Below are 16,318 nucleotides of genomic sequence, written 5' to 3'. Positions count from 1 at the left end.
GCTGCCGGGCAACCCCCGGCCAGCAGAACTAAGACGAGGGCACAGGCGCGCAAGCCGGAGCAAGACCCGGCTTAATGCGACCCCCTATGAGCCCACCCGGTTGTATGTTTCTCAACATAACTGAACAACTCATACATCGCCATCGCCATAGCCCCAATCACCACCAGCCCGGCAAACGCCAACGCCAGCCGTTGTTGCGAACCGGCACTCTGCATGAGATAGCCAATCCCCGAATCGCCAGCCGTCATTTCGGCCAGCACGGTGCCGACAAACGCCAGCGTGATGGAGACCTTGAGCGAGGCGAAGAAATAAGGCATGGAACGCGGCAGGCCGACCTTGACGAGTACGTCCCAGCGTTTGGCGCCCAGCACGCGCAGCACGTCTTCGAGTTCGGGCTCCAGTGTGGCCAGCCCCGTGGCCATGTTGACGGTGATGGGGAAAAACGAGATCAGGAAGGCCGTGAGGATGCCGGGGCCTATGCCTATGCCGAACCAGACGATCAGGATGGGGACAATCGCCGCCTTGGGCACGGCGTTGAAGGCCACCAGCAGCGGATACACCGCCGCATAGGCCAGGCGCGAGGAGCCGACCAGAAAGCCGAGCAGCACGCCGACGATGATGGAAATGCCGAAACCGACCAGGGTGACCCAGAAGGTTTTCCAGGCGGCTTCGGCAATCGGCGTGGCGAACTCGGCCATGGCCTGGGCGATGGCCAGCGGCGCGGGGAAAATGAATTCGGGCACGGTGAAGGCGCTGCACACCAGTTGCCACAGCAAGACCACGGCCGCGAGCAGCGCCCAGGGCGCCCAGCATTCCAGCTGTTTGTTGTTCATGTTCATGGCGCGGCCCCGCCGCGCACCGCGCCTATGTGGCCGCGCAACTCGTGCACGATGTCGCTGAATTCACGCGTGTAGGTCACTTCGAGGTCGCGTGGGCGCGGCAGGTCGATTTCGCGCCTGACGACAAAACGGCCCGGACTCTTGCTCATCACATAGACCGTGTCGGCCAGGAACACCGATTCGCGTAAATCATGCGTGACCAGGATCACGTTAAAGCGCTGCTCGGTCCAGAGGTCGCGCAGGATGCACCAGAGTTCCTCGCGCGTGAAGGCGTCCAGCGCGCCGAAGGGCTCGTCGAGCAGCAGCATCTTGGGCTCGTGGATCAGCGCGCGGCAAATGCTGGCGCGCTGCTGCATGCCGCCCGAGAGCTGCCAGGGGAATTTGTCTTCATAACCGGCCAGGCCGACCTTTTGCAGCAGGCGGCGCGCGCGTTCCTCGAACTCCTTGCGCCTGGCCTTGAACTGGCTGCGGTAGGGCTCGACGATTTCCAGCGGCAGCAGCACATTGCCGACCGCGGTGCGCCAGGGCAGCAGCGAGGGCGCCTGGAAGGCCATGCCCGAAATTTTCAGCGGCCCGGTCACGGGCCGGCCGTCGATCAGGATGCGGCCGGACGAAGGCGTCTTCAGGCCGGTGGCCAGTTTCATGAAGGTGGACTTGCCGCAGCCCGAGGGCCCGACGATGGCGATGAACTCGCCCTGCCGCACCTGCAGGTCTATGGCCTCGACGGAAAACTGTTTGCGTGCGAGCAGCTCGTCGTTATACGCAAGCCAGACGTCGCGGAAATCAACGAAATTGCCCCCACGCTCCCCCACTGCGTGTGGGTCGCTGCCCCCCGAGGGGGCCCTCGCGCCTTGGGGCGGCCCGGCGGCGCTCAAGGCTTCAGTCATTTTTTCGGGACGGGCAGTACATTGAGTTCAGCCGCCGTCGGCAGGAAGCTGCCGTTCCACACCACATTCGGGTCGACGCGGGTCTTGGTGCCGAAGGCGTCGGACACCTGCGAGGCCATCAGCGTGAGGCGCGGGGCTTTCACCTGGCCGAAGCCTTCGGCGCGGGCGTCGGGGCTGTTGACCACGGTGTCTATGGCCAGGCGCAGGCGGCGCACTTCCAGCGGCACGTTGATGATGCCGTCGCGCGCCTTGACGAATTCAATCGCCGCGGCCGGGTCGGCAACCACGTCTTTGACGCCCTTGGTGAAGGCCTGCAGGAAAGCCTTGATGGCGGCCGGGTTCTCCTTGATGAGCTTGGGCGAGGCGATGACCACATTGCCGTAGTGTTTCACGCCGAAGTCGGCATACGGCAGCACCACGACGTCCTCGGCCTTGACGCCGCGCGCTTCGAGGTTGAGCAGGGATGTGAAGGTAAAGCCGGTGATGGCGTCCACCTCGCCGCGCGCCAGCATGGTTTCGCGCAGCGGCGGGTCCATGGTGACCCACTGGAAGCCGGTGATCTTGTTGGCCTTGGCAAACACCGGGAAGGCGCGGCGGCCGGCGTCGAACACCGGTGCACCCATTTTTTTGCCGTTGAGGTCGGCGGGGGTCTTGATGCCCGACTTCTTGAGCGCCATGACCGAGGCCGGCGTGTTGTTGTAGACCATCATCACGGCCACCGGCTTGTTGGGCGCGTCGGGATTGTTGGCATGGAATTCCATCACCGAGGCCAGGTCGGCAAAGCCCATGTCGTAAGTGCCCGACGCCACACGCGTGACCGCGCCGCCCGAGCCGTTGCCGGCGTCCACCGTGACGTCCAGCTTGTTGGCCTTGAAGTAGCCCTTGGCCACCGGCGTGAGGAAGAGCGCGGAGGGGCCCTCAAAACGCCAGTCGAGCTGGAATTTGATGGGCGTGTTCTGCGCATGCGTGCTCAAGGCCGTCAGGGCAATGGCTGCTGCGGCCATCCGGGCGGCGAGGTGGGGGAGGGCGGGTGCGCGGTTTTTCATGTCGGACATTTTCAAGGGGGTTGCGAAAGGAGGCGGCGGTCGGAAATCGGCAGGCAGAGATGCGCAAAGGCGCGAAAAGGCGGAGCAAGGCGCGGAAAGACGCCATGGTCGTGCCAGGCGGGCGAAGCCAAAACGATACAGCAAAAACAATGCCTGCCGTGCGTCGAAATAGAACTTAGAGATTACCTGCGGGGCCGCGCGCCGTGTGCCGCACAAAAAGGCCTTGCAAACCGGCGGCGCGGATTGGCTGAAGCGCAACAGATAGCCCTGTTGGGGGCTGTCAGTGTTCGCACTTTGGGGATTGCTCACCGGATGCCTTATGTATTCTTTGGGCCCTTATTTTCGAGGTGTCCCTCGCTTGTGCGGATGGCTCCGCCGGACGCGAAGAAGCCCGGAGAGAAAGTACTGCCTGTTCGACGAAGTGGGCGTCATTTTCCAGGTCGGAACGCGGCCTCGGGAAATGCGGCTGGCGTTACAGCTGTTTACGTTTGGGGCTGGCCGCCGCGATGAACGGGATCGGGACGTCGCGGCGCCCGTGTCTTTTCCCACGTTTTACCTGTCAGTCCTGACAGGAAGGGGCCCTCAAACAGCCTTTGACTATTTCCGCGGCCCATCCATAGAGTGGCATTGCGTGAGAGGGATTAAGCCGCAAGGCCGTACGGCTCCCAGGCGTTGACAAAACCTGGGGGTGGCGACCGAAGCGATCTAACAACGATGTATTCAGACAGGGATTTCATGAAAACGCCTTATTCGCAGCTGCGCCGCCAGATGTTGTCAATTCTGGGCCTGGGCGCCCTGACAGGGGGGATGGGCGGGGCAGGCAGTGCCTGGGCCCAGGCTGCGGCAGCCGGCAAAAAACCGGCCGCCGCGGGGCCGGGAGGGGCCAATTGGCGCTTTCTGATCAATGAGGCCGTGGGCGGCGATACCAACTCCTTTGTGCTGACCAACCGCTACCGGCCTGCCGCCGATTTCATCACCGCCCAGCTCAAGGGGCGGCCCATCGTGGTGGAGCCCATGGTCGACATCAAGCGCTTCATGGCGGTGGCCCAGGGCGCCAGCAAACCCGAGTTCGTCTTCGGCAAGTCCGTCAACCAACTGGCCAAGCTGGTGCGCGACAACGGCTACCAGCCGGTGGTGCGGCGCGCCGATCCCTACAAGGCGGCCTTTATCGTGGCCAAGGACTCCCCGATCAAAACCCTTACGGATGCGGCGGATGCCAAGGTCATCATGCCTGACGAGTTCGCGGCCACCAGCGCGGTGGCCCTGGCGGAACTGCGGCGGCAAAAGCTCGGCCAGATCCGCGTGACGCATGTGCGCTTCCAGGAGGAGGTCGCGCAGTTCGTCAAGTCCGGAATGGGCCAGATTGGGGTGGTCAATCCCACCATCGCCAAAAAATGGGTGGAAGACGGCGGGCGCGTGGTGGCTGAAACGCAGCCGGTGGTGAACTGGTCGATTCTGGCCGGTCCCGGCCTGGCCGCGGACATGGTGCAGCAGCTGCGTGATGCGCTGATGGCCGCCAATCCCGAAAGCGCCGCCGTGATGGCATCGATGGGCGTGAAGGCCTGGGCCAAAGCCGAAAGAAAGGATTACCTGGATTTGTTGGACTACACGAGGGAGTAAAAAATGGACGTGTTGATTCGAACGAAGCTGCTTTCGCCGTCTGCATGGCGAACCGGGCTGCTGGCCGCCGTGCTGGCACTTTCCTGCGGCGCGCAAGCCCAGGACAAAAGGGCGGTGCCGCCCAACATCGAACGGGCCGCGGCGGAAATCGCCGCGGAACTCGCGGGGCATTGCCCCCTGGCGCCGGCCGGCGATGTCGGCGCCTACACCCAGTGCCGGCAAGCCCTGTTCGGCCCCAGCCAGCTGCGGGCGCACGTGGCGCCCATCGTGCTGTGGGGCCGGCAGAACAAAAAGGACAACGCCACGCTGCGCCAGACCAACCTCACGCAGTTCGCGCCGGACGCCTGGACCGGCATGTATGCGCCGCTTTTCATGTTCAACGGCCGGCATACCGTGGAATGGGTGGCCGACGAGAAGATGTTCCTGGTACGGCTGGAAGCGGCCTTTCGCAATCGCCTGCCGCCGGGCCAGTTTCCCTACCCGTTCTGGCACGATGAGGCCAAGTGGACCATGTACGAGAACGCCCGCAGCATGATGCTGTGGATGAGCCCCGACACGGCCACCATCAAGGTGGCACAGTTCACCGACGTGGCGCCCACGCCGATGCTGCAGCCGGTGGCGGCGGTGCAGCATGAGAAATACCAGGGGCCCTGGCTGTGGACCGATGAAAAAGGCCACACCCAGCCGGCGGTGACCCTGTTCGACGGCCTGTACCGGCCGGAAAACCCGTATCTGGGCAGCGTGGACAAGCGCTACCGGGACCTGGCGACGCAGATGCGCGAGTCGCAGTGCGTGAACTGCCATGTGCCCAACAACCCCGACAAGATGAGCCGCCTGGTCCTGCTGTCGACGCCCGCGCATGCCGCGGCCGAAGTGGACCGCTTGATCAAGGCCGTGCGGGAGGACCGCATGCCTATGGACGAGTTCAGGTTGAGCTACGCCCTGTCCGAAGACAACAAGAAGTGGCTGCTTGAGAGTGCGCTGGCATTCAAGGCAAGCCTGACAGCTGCCAGGCAATGGGAGGACGAGGCAGCGAAGAAGACCGTGCAATCCGCAATCAACCCTTTGAAGGTGATCAAATGAATACTGCATTGCTGTCACACGTAACCGGTCGCCGCGCGGTTCTTCGCGGCGTGGTGGGTGCCGCCGCGGCTGCCGTGGCCTGGCAGGGCTTTCCCTCGATCAGCTGGAGCCAGCAGCAGCCGGGTGGTGCGGAGCGCTGGCGGCTGCTGATCAACGAGGCGGTCACGGCGGACCTCAGTATTTCGATGCTGGCCCTGCGCTACCGGGGCTGGGCCGATTACCTGGGCGGGCAGATCCGTAGCAAGCAGGTGGTGGTCGATCCCGTCATCGACATCCAGAATTTCGTGCGGCAGGCATCGTCGGACCAAAAGCCTCTGATGGTGTTCGGGAAATCCGTCAACCAGCTGTCCAAGCTGGTTCGCGATGGGGGCTACCAGCCCCTGGTGCGCCGGCCTGAGCCCTACAAGGCGGCCTTTATCGTGAAAAAAGATTCGCCCATCAACGAGATCGGGCAGTTGAGCGGCAAAAAAATCCTGATGCCCGATGAGTCTTCCGCCACGGTGGCGGTCGCGCGTGCCGAGATGCGCCGCCTCAACGTGCGCGAACCCTATATTTCCTACACGCGCTACCAGGACTCGGTGACGGCCCAGGTGGCGGCGGGCCTTGCCGAAGTGGGCGCGGTCAACCCGACCCTGGCAAAAAAATGGCAGGAAGGCGGCGGCCGCGTCATCGGTGAAACCCAGCCCGTGGTGAACTGGTCCGTGCTCGCGGCTCCGGGCGTGCCGCCGGAGCTGGTCAGCAAGCTGACCGAGTCGCTGCTGGCCATGAACAGCCAGTCATCGGGAATCCTGTCGGAGATAGGTGTCAAGCAGTGGGTCAAGGCAGACCGCAAGGAATACCTGGCCCTGCTGGACTACACCCACGAGTGAAGTGAGCCGGCGGGCCCAAGGTGCGCTCAAGGCGCGACCGCATGCCCCGCCATGGCCTCCAGGGCCAGCACCAGCGCCGAATGGTCGGCCTGCGCATGGCCCAGCGCCGCGCAGCACTGCATCAGCTGCGCGGCACTGGCGGTCTGCGGCAAGGCCACGCCCAGGGCCCGCGCGCCCTGCAGCGCGAGGTTCAGGTCCTTCTGGTGCAGCGCGATGCGAAAGCCCGGCGCGAAGCTGCGTTTGATCATGCGCTCGCCGTGCACTTCGAGGATGCGCGAGGCGGCAAAGCCACCCATCAGCGCTTCGCGCACCCTGGCCGGGTCGGCGCCGGCCCTGGCGGCGAACACCAGCGCTTCGCCCACGGCGGCGATGTTGAGCGCCACGATGATCTGGTTGGCGACCTTGCAGACCTGGCCGTCGCCGGCGCCGCCGACGCGGGTGACGTTCTTGCCCATCAGCGCGAGCAGCGGCCTGATGCGCTCAAAGGCCTGCTCCTCGCCGCCGACCATGATGGTCAAGCTGGCGGCCTTGGCGCCGACCTCGCCGCCCGAGACCGGCGCGTCCAGGTAGTCGCAGCCCAGGGCCTGGATTTTTTCCGCGAAGCCGCGCGTGGCGATGGGATCTATGGAGCTGCAGTCGACCACGGCCTTGCCTCGGCCCGAGCTGTCCCGGACCGAGGCCTTCAGGCCGGCGGCCACGCCGTGCTCGCCGAACAGCACGGCCTGCACGTCGGGCGTGTCGGGCACCATGATGAAGATGATGTCGGCCCGCTCGGCCACGCCCTGGGCCGTGGTGCAGAGGGTGGCGCCGCCGCCCGACAGGGCCTCGGGCACCGTGCCGCGGGTGTTGACGAACAGCACGTGGCCGGCCTTGAGCAGGTGGCCTGCCATGGGCGCGCCCATGATGCCCAGGCCTATGAAGCCGAGTTTGAGCCCTGACTTGATCATGACGGTTTGCCTTATGCGGTGAGCGCGCTGCGCCAGCCCAGGCCCGCGGCCGTGGTGGTTTGCGGCTTGTATTCGCAGCCTATGGTGCCGGTGTAGCCGATGGCGTCGATGTGGCGCAGCAGCCAGCGGTAGTTGATCTCGCCGGTGCCGGGTTCATGGCGGCCCGGGTTGTCGGCCAGCTGGATGTGGCCGATGCGGCCCAGGTGTTTGGTCAGCGTGGCGGCGAGCTCGCCCTCCATGCGCTGCGCGTGGTAGATGTCGTACTGCACAAACAGGTTGTCCGAGCCGACCTCGTCGGCGATGGCCAGCGCCTCGTCGGTGCGGGTCAGGAAGAAGCCGGGAATGTCGTAGTGGTTGATGGGCTCTATCAGCAGGCGTATGCCGGCCTGCTTGAGCGCGGCAGCCGCGTGGCGCAGGTTGGTGACCAGGGTGACGTGGGCGTCCTGCCGCGTAACGCCGGCGGGAAGCTTGCCCGCCAGGCAGTTGAGCTGCCGGCAGTCCAGTGCGTTGGCGTAGCCGATGGCGCGGGCCAGGCCTTCGCGGAATTCGGCCTCGCGGCCCGGGTGGCAGGCGATGCCGCGCTCGCCGGCTTCCCAGTCGCCGGCCGGCAGGTTGTGCAGCACTTGCGTCAGGCCGTTGTCCTTGAGCGCGGCGGCCAGCGCCTGCTTGGGATAAGCGTAGGGGAACAGGTATTCCACGGCGTCGAAGCCGGCGGCGCGGGCGGCCGCGAAGCGTTCCATGAAGGGAAGTTCGGTGAACAGCATGCTCAGGTTGGCGGCGAATGTCGGCATGGGATCTTTCAGTGGGTGAGTTCGGGCTCGGTCAATCCAGCAGCGCGCTGGCTATGGCGGTGGGTGCGTCGGATTTCTTCAGGGCGAGTTCCTCGAACTCGCTGATGTTGTCGATCTCTGTGCCCATGGCGATGTTGGTCACGCGCTCCAGGATCACCTCGATGACCACGGGCACCTGGAACTCCTTCATCCAGGCTTCGGCCTGCCGCACGGCGGGCGCGAATTCCTCCTGCCTGAGCACACGCAAGGCCTTGCAGCCCAGGCCTTCGGCCACCTTGAGGTGGTCGACGCCGTAGCCCCTGACCGCCGTCTCCTCTTCGGGCGTGTTGATGTTGTCAAAGCCCAGCTGCACGCAGTAGTCCATCTCGAAGCCGCGCTGGGCCTGGCGTATCAGCCCGAGGTAGGAGTTGTTGACCACGATGTGCAGGTAGGGCAGCTTGAACTGCGCGCCCACGGCCAGCTCTTCGACCATGAACTGGAAGTCGTAGTCGCCCGACAGCGCGACGATCTTGCGCGTGGGATCGGCCGCGCGCACGCCCAGCGCGGCCGGCACCGTCCAGCCCAGCGGGCCGGCCTGGCCGCAGTTGATCCAGTGGCGCGGCTTGTGCACGTGCAGGAACTGCGCGGCGGCGATCTGCGACAGGCCTATGGTGCTGACATAACAGGTGTCGTCGCCGAAGGCATTGTTCATGCACTGGTAGACGCGCTGCGGTTTCATGGGCACGCTGTCGAAGTTGGTCTTGCGCAGCAGTGTGCGCTTGCGTTCCCGGCATTCGGCCGCCCATGCGCCGCGGTCCTTGAGCCGGCCGTCGGCCTTCATCTCGCCGGCCACCTGCACGAAAAGCTCGAGCGCCAGCTTCGCGTCGGAGACGATGCCGTAGTCGGGCGCGAAGACGCGGCCTATCTGCGTGGGCTCGATGTCCACGTGCACGAACTTGCGGCCCCGGGTGTAGACCTCGACGGAGCCGGTGTGCCGGTTCGCCCAGCGGTTGCCCATGCCCAGCACGAAGTCCGAGGCCAGCAGGGTGGCGTTGCCGTAGCGGTGGCTGGTCTGCAGGCCGCACATGCCGGCCATCAGCGGGTGGCTGTCGGGAATCGCGCCCCAGCCCATCAGGGTGGGAATCACCGGCACACCGGTGATCTCGGCCAACTGCACCAGCAGCGGCGAGGCTTCGGCGTTGATGACGCCGCCGCCGGCCACGATGAGCGGCCTGGCGGCTTCGTTGAGCATGGCCAGCGCTTTTTCAACCTGGGCGCGGGTGGCCGAGGGCTTGTAGACCGGCAGCGGCGAATAGGTGTCGGGGTCGAATTCGATCTCGCCCATCTGCACGTCAAAGGGCAGGTCTATCAGCACCGGCCCGGGCCGGCCGGAGCGCATCAGGTGAAAGGCCTGCTGGAAGGCGCGCGGCACCTGGGCGGGTTCGCGCACCGTCACGCTCCACTTGGTCACTGGCTTGGAAATCGACTCGATGTCCACCGCCTGGAAGTCTTCCTTGTACAGGCGCGCGCGCGGCGCCTGGCCGGTGATGCAGAGGATGGGAATCGAGTCGGCCTGGGCCGAGTAGAGGCCGGTGATCATGTCGGTGCCGGCCGGGCCCGAGGTGCCTATGCACACGCCGATGTTGCCGGGGCAGGCGCGGGTGTAGCCCTCGGCCATGTGGGAGGCGCCCTCGACATGGCGCGCCAGGATGTGGCCGATGCTGCCCTGCTTGCGCAAGGCCGCGTACAGCGGGTTGATCGCCGCGCCGGGAATGCCGAAGGCCTGCGTGATGCCTTCTTTTTCCATCACCCAGACCGCGGCCTGGATGGCTGTCATTTTTGCCATGCTTGAACTCCTTGGATGGAGCCAACTTTAGGCAGGCATGGCGCCGCGCGGAAGGCGGCGGGCCGCCATAAAAGCTATTCCATGCAGGAATAAATCAGCTCAGGATTCACGGATAACTCACTATGATGAAAGCATGGACAGATTGCAGGCGATGCACATGTTTGTGCGTGTGGTGGAGACCGGCAGCTTCTCGAAAGCGGCGCGCGAATTCGCCACCACCCAGCCCACGGTGACCAAGCAGGTGGCGGCCACCGAGGCGCGCCTGAAGGTGCGGCTGCTCAACCGCAACACGCGCGGCGTCAGCCTTACCGAGTCGGGCGCGCTGTACTACGAAAAGTGCAAATCCATCGTGCGCGAGGTGGAGGAGGCCGACAGCATGGCGCGGCTGCGCCAGACGCAGGCGCAGGGCCTGCTGCGCATAGGCACCTCGGTGGCCTTCGGCCGCCGCGTGATCGTGCCGCTGGCGCTGGACTTCATGGCCAGGCACAAGCAGGTGCAGGTGGACCTGAGTTTTGAGGACCGCTATGTCGACCTGGTGGCCCAGGGCATCGACGTGGCGGTGCGCATGGGCAAGCTGGCCGACTCCACGCTGGGCGCGCGTTTCCTGGGCATGAACCCCTGGGTGCTGGTGGCCTCACCCACTTACCTCAAGAAGGCGGGCACACCCAAAAAGCCGGCCGATCTCAGCGGCCACAACGCGCTGGTCTACAGCAGCGTGCAGGGCGACGACGTCTGGCGGCTCTTCACGCCCAAAGGCGAGCCGGTGACGGTGCCGGTGACCGGCCGCCTGCATTCGAACAACCTCTCGGCGGTGCTGGCGGCGGCGCGCGGCGGCCTGGGCATTGCGGCGCTGCCGCGTTATGTGGCGGGCGATTCACTGGCCTCGGGCCATATCGTGGAAGTGCTCAAGGACCACGCCTTGCCCGAGCAGGAAATTCACGCGGTGTTTCCTTCGCCCAAGCTGGTGCCGGGCAAGGTCCAGGCCTTTGTGGCTTTTCTGCAGGGGCATTTCGGCGAGCGCTGGTGGGAGACCCTGCCCAAGGTCTGAGGGGGTCTCAGCCCTTTAGCTGACCTTGCGCAGCGGCGGCCGCGCCAGCTGCGTGAGCGCCGCGCGCAGGCGCTCCCCGCCGGCCGCGGTATCGGGCGCGGACGAGCCCAGCGCGGCTTCGACGCTGCCGATGTGCGTGAGCATCAGTTCACGGGCTGACTCCAGCTGGCCTTGTTCCAGCGCGGCCACGATGGCCGCGTGCTCGGCGCAGGACTGGCCCGCGTCATGTTTGGACTGGTAGAGCGACGCGGCCAGCGTGGTGCGCGCGGTCAGGTCGCGCAGCACGTCGCACAGCAGGCGCTGGCCCAGGCATTCGGCCAGGCAGACGTGGAAGTCGGCCAGCAGGAAAGCCCGGGTGGCGGCGTCGGCTTCTTCGATGGCCTGCTCTTCCTGGGCGATGTGATCGCGCAGCCTGTGCAGCACCGACTGCAGCGGCCGCCCGGCCTCGCGAAGAATGCCGCCTTCGATGATGCGCCGGGCCGAGAAGGCGTCGCGCGCTTCCTCGACCGAGGGTTCGACCACATACCAGCCCTTGCGCGTGCGCACTTCCACAAAGCCGCGCGCCTGCAGCTGCATCAGCGCTTCGCGCACCAGGGTGCGGCTGACGCCGAAGAGCTCGGCCAGTTCCTGCTCGCCCAGGCGTTCGCCGGGCGAAAGTTTCTGCGCGAGTATGGACTCGACGACTTGCTGGGCGATCTGGACCTGGCTGCTGCTCATGGTGCTGCGAGTGTAGCGGCTGAGGTTCAGCGCGGGCGCAGGATTTTCAGGCCTTGGCCGGGACGGCGCCGACTTCGATGTCCATGTCGTCTTCGGCCGGCGGCACATAGCGACCGTCGAGCACCGCATGGGCACGCTCGCGGTCTATGTCGCCCTCCCAGGCCGCCACCGCCACGGTGGCCACGCAGTTGCCGATCAGGTTGCCCAGGGCCCGGGCGATGCCCATGAACCAGTCCACCGACAGCACCAGCACCAGGCCTATGGCCGGGATCGCGGGGATCGCGTGCAGGGTGGCCGCCAGCACCACGATGGCCGAGCCGGGCACGCCGTGTGCGCCCTTGGAGGTGATCAGCGAGATTGCCAGGATGGTCAGCAGGTCGGCCATGGAGATGGGCGTGTTGGTGGCCTGGGCGATGAAGACGGCCGCCAGCGTGATGTAGATCGAGAAGGCGTCGAGGTTGAAGGAGTAGCCGGTGGGAATCACCAGGCCGACGGTGGAGTCGCGTATGCCCATGCGCTTGAGCTTGGCCATGATCTGCGGCAGCACGCTGTCCGAGGAGGTGGTGGCGAACACCACCATCAGCTCCTCGCGCAGGTACTTGAGCAGCTTGAGCAGGCTGAAGCCCGAGAGCCGCATGATGCTGCCCAGCACCACGGCCACGAAGATGATCACGGCGCCGTAAAACAGCACCACCAGCATGCCCAGCTGCTTGAGCGAGCCTATGCCGTACTTGCCGACGGTGAAGGCGATGGCGCCCAGCACGCCCAGCGGCGCGAGCTTGATGATGATGCCCATGGTCTTGAACAGCACGTGGGCCAGGTCGTCGACCAGGCCGACCACTTTCCGGCCCCGGTCGCCCAGCATGGCCAGCGCGCAGCCGAACAGCACCGAGAACAGCAGGACCTGCAGCACGTCGCCGTTGACGAAGGCGCTGACCGCGGTGGTGGGGATCAGCTTCATCAGGAACTCCACCGTGCCGCCGCCGGTGAGCTTGCCGGCGTTTTCGACATAAGCGCCCATGGCCTTGGGATCCAGCAGCTTGGGGTCCACGTTCATGCCGGCGCCCGGCTGGAACACAAAGGCCAGCACCAGGCCGATCACCAGCGCGATGGTGGTCACCACCTCGAAGTAGATCAGCGCCTTGACGCCGACACGGCCGACCCGCTTGAGGTCTCCGGCGCCCGCGATGCCGTGGACCACGACACAGAAGACGATCAGGGGAATCAGCATCTTGATCAGCTTGATAAAGCCGTCGCCCAGCGGTTTGAGCTTGACGGCCGTCTCCGGCCAGATGAAGCCGACGAGCACGCCGACGATGAGGGCCAGGATCACCTGGCCGAACAGTGAGCGGAAAAACTTGGGCATGGCAGTCTCCGGAAGAGTCGTTGCGGGGTAGCAAGTTCTTGCGGTCAAGACTTGCATACAAGAAATGTAGACAAGTAGTTTTAGCGCTACTACAGGGTTATCCCGGGCGATTCCAGCTGATTCGGTCAACACTGACGCAACCGTTCCTGCGGATGCCGCAAAGCAAAACACCCGCCGTGGCGGGTGTCTGGAGGGGCGGGGCGGCTTGGCTCAGGCCAGCAGGTCGCGCAGCGTGCGCGCGATCACCTTGGTGGCGCGGCGCAGGTCTTCGAGCTCCAGACGCTCGTCGGCGCGCTTGGCGTGCGATTCGAGCACGGTGCGCGGCCCGGCGCCGTAGATCACGCCGGGAATGCCGGCCTCGGCATACAGGCGCACGTCGGTGTACAGCGGCGTGCCCATGGCCGGGATCTTCTGGCCGAACAGCGCCTCGCCGTGCTTCTGGATGGCCTCGACCAGCGGCTTGTTGCCGGGCAGCGGCCGCATGGAGTTGGCCAGCAGCAGGCGCTTGATGTCGACCGTGATGCCCTTGCGGCCGGCGGCCGCGTCGGCGATCACCTGGCGGATGTTGGCTTCGACCTCGGCCGGGTTCTCTTCGGGGATCATGCGGCGGTCCAGCTTGAACACCACCTTGCCGGGCACCACATTGGTATTGGTGCCGCCCTCGATGCGGCCCACATTGAGGTAGGGGTGCTTGATGCCCTCGACCCTGGACGTGACCTGCTGGTACAGCGCGTTCTGCGCATAGAGGGCGTTGAGGATGTGCACCGCGCCCTGCAGCGCGTCGACACCGGTGTCGGGAATCGCGGCATGGGCCATCTTGCCGTGCACCGTGACTTCCATCTGCAGGCAGCCGTTGTGGGCGGTGACGACTTCGTAGGAAAAACCAGCCGCGATCAGCAGGTCGGGCTTTGTGAGGCCATTTTTCAGCAGCCAGCCCGGGCCCATCTCGCCGCCGAACTCCTCGTCGTAGGTGAAGTGCAGCTCGACAGCGCCCTTGAGCGGCGCGCCCAGCGCCTCGAGCGCACGCACGGCGAAGGTGAAGCTCGCGAAATCGCATTTGCTGACAGCGGAAGCGCGGCCGTAGATCTTGCCGTCCACGATTTCGCCGCCGTAGGGGTCCCGGGTCCAGCCCTCGCCGGGCGGCACCACGTCGCCGTGGGCGTTCAAGGCAATGGTTTTTCCCTCACCCTTGCCACCGTACTGGCGCCGCACGATCAGGTTGGTGATGGACTCCATGCCGTAGCCGCGCACTTCGGCTTCGGGCACCGGGTGTTTCTCGGCCTCGAAGCCGAAGGCCTTGATGAGTTCGGCGGTGCGCTCGGCATGCGGCGCGTTGTTGCCCGGCGGCGTGTCGGTGGGCACGCGTATGAGTTGCTGCAGGAATGCTGTTTCCTCGTCGAAGTGGGCGTCTATCCAGCTGTCGAGCCGGGCGTAGTCGGTGGAGAAGGTCATTGTGGTCAGGGGGAGAGATGGGTGAGCAGGTGGGTGAAAGCCTGGATCGCAAGCTCGATGTCGTCGCTGGTGCTGCTTTCCAGCGGGTTGTGGCTGATGCCGGAGTTCTGGCCGCGCACAAACAGCATGGCCTGCGGCATCACCTTGTGCAGCTTCATGGCGTCGTGGCCGGCGCCGCTGGGCATGGCATGCAGCGGCACACCCAGCGAGTCGACCGCGCGTTCCCAGCGCTGCTGCCAGGCCGGCGCGCTGGGCGCGGCGGCGGCACGTTCGGTCAGCTCGGTCGTGAAGTGCACACCGCGGCGTTCGCAAATCGCCTTGAGTTCGGCCAGCACGTCGGCCACCAGCGCGTCGCGCTGCGCATCGACGGGCGCGCGCAGGTCCAGCGAGAACAGGCAGCGCCCCGGCACCACGTTGATGGAGCCGCTGGGCACCTGCAGCATGCCCACGGTGCCGACCGAATCGCCATCCTGGGCTGCGCGGCGCTCCACATAAAGCAGCAGTTCGGCGGTGGCGGCGGCCGCGTCGCGGCGGCGATTCATGGGCGTGGTGCCGGCGTGGCTGGCCATGCCGCTGATCTCGCAGAGGTAGCGCACATTGCCGTTGATGGAGGTCACGATGCCCAGCGGCAAATCAAGCTCGTTGAGCACCGGGCCCTGCTCGATATGGACTTCGACAAAACCCAGGTAGTTGCCGGCCTCGCGTTTGATCTTGCCGATATCGTCGGGCTTCAGGCCTGCGTTGTGCATGGCCTCGCGCATGGTGATGCCGTCGGTGTCTTTCTGGTCCAGCCACTCGGGCTTGAAGTCGCCGATCAGCGCGCCCGAACCGAGGAAGGTGGCCTTGTAGCGCTGGCCTTCCTCTTCGGCAAAGCCCACGACCTCGATGTTGAAGGGCAGGCGCTTGCCCTGGCGGTGCAGCTCGCGCACGCAGGCCATGGGCGCGAAGATGCCGAGCCGGCCGTCGTACTTGCCGCCGTTGCGCACGGTGTCGTAGTGGCTGCCGGTCAGCAGTGTTTTGGCACCCGGCGCCGAGGCTTTGTAAACACCCACCACGTTGCCGACGGCATCGATGCTCACCTCGTCAAAACCGCAATCGCGCATGGTGCCGCTGATGTAGGCAGCGCAGGCGCGGTGCGCGTCGGTCAGGTAGGTCACCGTGAGCTGGCCTTTTTCGAGGTAGCCCGGGTCGCTGTACTGCGACAGGGCTTCGTGCCAGTCCCAGACGTCGTTGCCCAGCGCGGGCGTGGCGGCGAACTTGTCATTGAGCCTCAGTTCCACCACGCGGTGGATGTTGCGCAGGTTTTCCTGCAGCTCGAAGTCGGGGTGGTTGAGCAGGCGGCGCGCGAAGGTCTCGATGATCTGCCGGCGGCTCAGGCCGGTGCCGCGCGGGCCGCGCACCGCGAGGATAAAGGGGAAGCCGAACTTCGCGTTGTAGTCGGTATTGAGCTTTTGCAGGGTGGCGAATTCCTCCGGCGTGCAGTCGGCCAGGCCCGCCTTGCCCTGTTCGTTCGCGGATTCGGCCGTAAGGCTTTTGCTCACCATGGCTTTGCCGGCCAGTTCGGGGTGGGCTTGTATCAACTTGACCTGCGCGTCCTTGCCGGCGCCCCGCAGCACCTGGGCCATCGCGTGCTTGAGATGCGCCAGCGAGCGGAAAGGGCGGGCGTCCAGCGCTTTTTCGGCCACCCAGGGGGAGTGCTCGTAAAGCCCGTCCAGCAGTTGCAGCGCCTGCTCGCGCGGCGCGGTGTTGACCTGTTCAAGGGTGATGGCCATGTTCAGCTTTCCTGCCGGGGCATGTAAGGGTGGGTGGCCTGCCAGTGGCGGGGGGG

At 65.6% G+C, this 16,318-nt stretch carries 14 protein-coding genes; 4 read left to right on the top strand and 10 right to left on the bottom strand.

The window, feature by feature from the left end; genetic code table 11:
- Positions 1-71 precede the first annotated feature (71 nt).
- Genes PMI15_RS15460 through PMI15_RS15450 form a run of 3 tightly spaced genes read right to left on the bottom strand, consistent with a single transcriptional unit; the run spans position 72 to position 2,730 of the window.
- Positions 72-839 carry an ABC transporter permease gene (locus tag PMI15_RS15460; protein WP_007870858.1) on the bottom strand — a complete coding sequence of 256 codons (768 nt, stop codon included), beginning with the start codon at positions 837-839 and terminating at the stop codon, positions 72-74.
- Complete coding sequence (locus PMI15_RS15455; protein ID WP_007870857.1) at positions 836-1,726, bottom strand: ABC transporter ATP-binding protein; 891 nt, start codon at positions 1,724-1,726, stop codon at positions 836-838. The genes PMI15_RS15460 and PMI15_RS15455 overlap by 4 nt, the downstream gene beginning before the upstream one ends.
- Complete coding sequence (locus PMI15_RS15450) at positions 1,723-2,730, bottom strand: ABC transporter substrate-binding protein (RefSeq protein WP_086003830.1); 1,008 nt, start codon at positions 2,728-2,730, stop codon at positions 1,723-1,725. Before PMI15_RS15450 ends, PMI15_RS15455 begins: the two co-directional genes overlap by 4 nt.
- 777 nt (positions 2,731-3,507) lie before the next feature.
- Between PMI15_RS15450 and PMI15_RS15445 the strand changes: the two genes are divergently transcribed.
- The 3 genes from PMI15_RS15445 to PMI15_RS15435 are packed head-to-tail and all read left to right on the top strand — an operon-like array spanning position 3,508 to position 6,344.
- Positions 3,508-4,392 carry a phosphate/phosphite/phosphonate ABC transporter substrate-binding protein gene (locus PMI15_RS15445; protein ID WP_007870853.1) on the top strand — a complete coding sequence of 295 codons (885 nt, stop codon included), beginning with the start codon at positions 3,508-3,510 and terminating at the stop codon, positions 4,390-4,392.
- A gap of 3 nt (positions 4,393-4,395) precedes the next feature.
- Positions 4,396-5,475 (top strand): hypothetical protein, encoded by a 1,080-nt coding sequence (locus PMI15_RS15440; RefSeq protein WP_007870851.1) that lies wholly within the window; start codon positions 4,396-4,398, stop codon positions 5,473-5,475.
- Entirely contained in the window at positions 5,472-6,344 is an 873-nt protein-coding gene (locus tag PMI15_RS15435) for a phosphate/phosphite/phosphonate ABC transporter substrate-binding protein (RefSeq protein WP_007870847.1), read from the top strand. Before PMI15_RS15440 ends, PMI15_RS15435 begins: the two co-directional genes overlap by 4 nt.
- A gap of 26 nt (positions 6,345-6,370) precedes the next feature.
- On the opposite strand, the gene PMI15_RS15430 is transcribed toward PMI15_RS15435, so the two are convergent.
- Genes PMI15_RS15430 through gcl form a run of 3 tightly spaced genes read right to left on the bottom strand, consistent with a single transcriptional unit; the run spans position 6,371 to position 9,907 of the window.
- Positions 6,371-7,291 (bottom strand): 2-hydroxy-3-oxopropionate reductase, encoded by a 921-nt coding sequence (locus PMI15_RS15430; protein ID WP_007870845.1) that lies wholly within the window; start codon positions 7,289-7,291, stop codon positions 6,371-6,373.
- A gap of 11 nt (positions 7,292-7,302) precedes the next feature.
- The gene (gene hyi / locus PMI15_RS15425) at positions 7,303-8,082 is read right to left on the bottom strand and encodes a hydroxypyruvate isomerase (RefSeq protein ID WP_007870842.1); all 780 of its coding nucleotides are present in this window, start codon (positions 8,080-8,082) and stop codon (positions 7,303-7,305) included.
- A 31-nt stretch (positions 8,083-8,113) separates the two neighbouring features.
- Positions 8,114-9,907, bottom strand: coding sequence for a glyoxylate carboligase (gene gcl, locus PMI15_RS15420; RefSeq protein WP_007870839.1), 1,794 nt, complete (start codon positions 9,905-9,907; stop codon positions 8,114-8,116).
- A 133-nt stretch (positions 9,908-10,040) separates the two neighbouring features.
- Between gcl and PMI15_RS15415 the strand changes: the two genes are divergently transcribed.
- Positions 10,041-10,955, top strand: a complete 915-nt coding sequence (locus PMI15_RS15415; RefSeq protein WP_007870834.1) for a LysR family transcriptional regulator — start codon at positions 10,041-10,043, stop codon at positions 10,953-10,955.
- Between the two features lie 15 nt (positions 10,956-10,970).
- Here the strand turns inward: PMI15_RS15415 and PMI15_RS15410 are convergent, their stop codons facing one another.
- The 4 genes from PMI15_RS15410 to uraD form a co-directional block, all read right to left on the bottom strand.
- Entirely contained in the window at positions 10,971-11,672 is a 702-nt protein-coding gene (locus PMI15_RS15410) for a GntR family transcriptional regulator (protein ID WP_007870833.1), read from the bottom strand.
- A 46-nt stretch (positions 11,673-11,718) separates the two neighbouring features.
- Positions 11,719-13,038 (bottom strand): C4-dicarboxylate transporter DctA, encoded by a 1,320-nt coding sequence (locus tag PMI15_RS15405; protein WP_007870830.1) that lies wholly within the window; start codon positions 13,036-13,038, stop codon positions 11,719-11,721.
- A 210-nt stretch (positions 13,039-13,248) separates the two neighbouring features.
- On the bottom strand, positions 13,249-14,490 hold the full coding sequence (locus PMI15_RS15400; protein WP_007870828.1) for an ArgE/DapE family deacylase: 1,242 nt from the start codon (positions 14,488-14,490) through the stop codon (positions 13,249-13,251).
- A gap of 5 nt (positions 14,491-14,495) precedes the next feature.
- A complete protein-coding gene (gene uraD, locus PMI15_RS15395) occupies positions 14,496-16,262 on the bottom strand; it encodes a 2-oxo-4-hydroxy-4-carboxy-5-ureidoimidazoline decarboxylase (RefSeq protein WP_007870826.1) in 1,767 nt (588 codons plus the stop codon).
- Positions 16,263-16,318 lie beyond the last annotated feature (56 nt).

This window comes from Polaromonas sp. CF318 (assembly GCF_000282655.1).
Classification (GTDB): Bacteria; Pseudomonadota; Gammaproteobacteria; order Burkholderiales; family Burkholderiaceae_C; genus Polaromonas.
Note: the sequence above shows the minus strand (reverse complement) of the source record. Positions and strands in the feature narration are given on the sequence as shown.

Excerpts from the sequence above, each read along its gene's own strand:
- PMI15_RS15460 (WP_007870858.1), bottom strand. The coding sequence starts at position 839 with ATGAACATGAACAACAAACAGCTGGAATGCTGGGCGCCCTGGGCGCTG.
- PMI15_RS15455 (WP_007870857.1), bottom strand. The coding sequence starts at position 1,726 with ATGACTGAAGCCTTGAGCGCCGCCGGGCCGCCCCAAGGCGCGAGGGCC.
- PMI15_RS15450 (WP_086003830.1), bottom strand. The coding sequence starts at position 2,730 with ATGGCCGCAGCAGCCATTGCCCTGACGGCCTTGAGCACGCATGCGCAG.
- PMI15_RS15445 (WP_007870853.1), top strand. The coding sequence starts at position 3,508 with ATGAAAACGCCTTATTCGCAGCTGCGCCGCCAGATGTTGTCAATTCTG.
- PMI15_RS15440 (WP_007870851.1), top strand. The coding sequence starts at position 4,396 with ATGGACGTGTTGATTCGAACGAAGCTGCTTTCGCCGTCTGCATGGCGA.
- PMI15_RS15435 (WP_007870847.1), top strand. The coding sequence starts at position 5,472 with ATGAATACTGCATTGCTGTCACACGTAACCGGTCGCCGCGCGGTTCTT.
- PMI15_RS15430 (WP_007870845.1), bottom strand. The coding sequence starts at position 7,291 with ATGATCAAGTCAGGGCTCAAACTCGGCTTCATAGGCCTGGGCATCATG.
- hyi (WP_007870842.1), bottom strand. The coding sequence starts at position 8,082 with ATGCCGACATTCGCCGCCAACCTGAGCATGCTGTTCACCGAACTTCCC.
- gcl (WP_007870839.1), bottom strand. The coding sequence starts at position 9,907 with ATGGCAAAAATGACAGCCATCCAGGCCGCGGTCTGGGTGATGGAAAAA.
- PMI15_RS15415 (WP_007870834.1), top strand. The coding sequence starts at position 10,041 with ATGGACAGATTGCAGGCGATGCACATGTTTGTGCGTGTGGTGGAGACC.
- PMI15_RS15410 (WP_007870833.1), bottom strand. The coding sequence starts at position 11,672 with ATGAGCAGCAGCCAGGTCCAGATCGCCCAGCAAGTCGTCGAGTCCATA.
- PMI15_RS15405 (WP_007870830.1), bottom strand. The coding sequence starts at position 13,038 with ATGCCCAAGTTTTTCCGCTCACTGTTCGGCCAGGTGATCCTGGCCCTC.
- PMI15_RS15400 (WP_007870828.1), bottom strand. The coding sequence starts at position 14,490 with ATGACCTTCTCCACCGACTACGCCCGGCTCGACAGCTGGATAGACGCC.
- uraD (WP_007870826.1), bottom strand. The coding sequence starts at position 16,262 with ATGGCCATCACCCTTGAACAGGTCAACACCGCGCCGCGCGAGCAGGCG.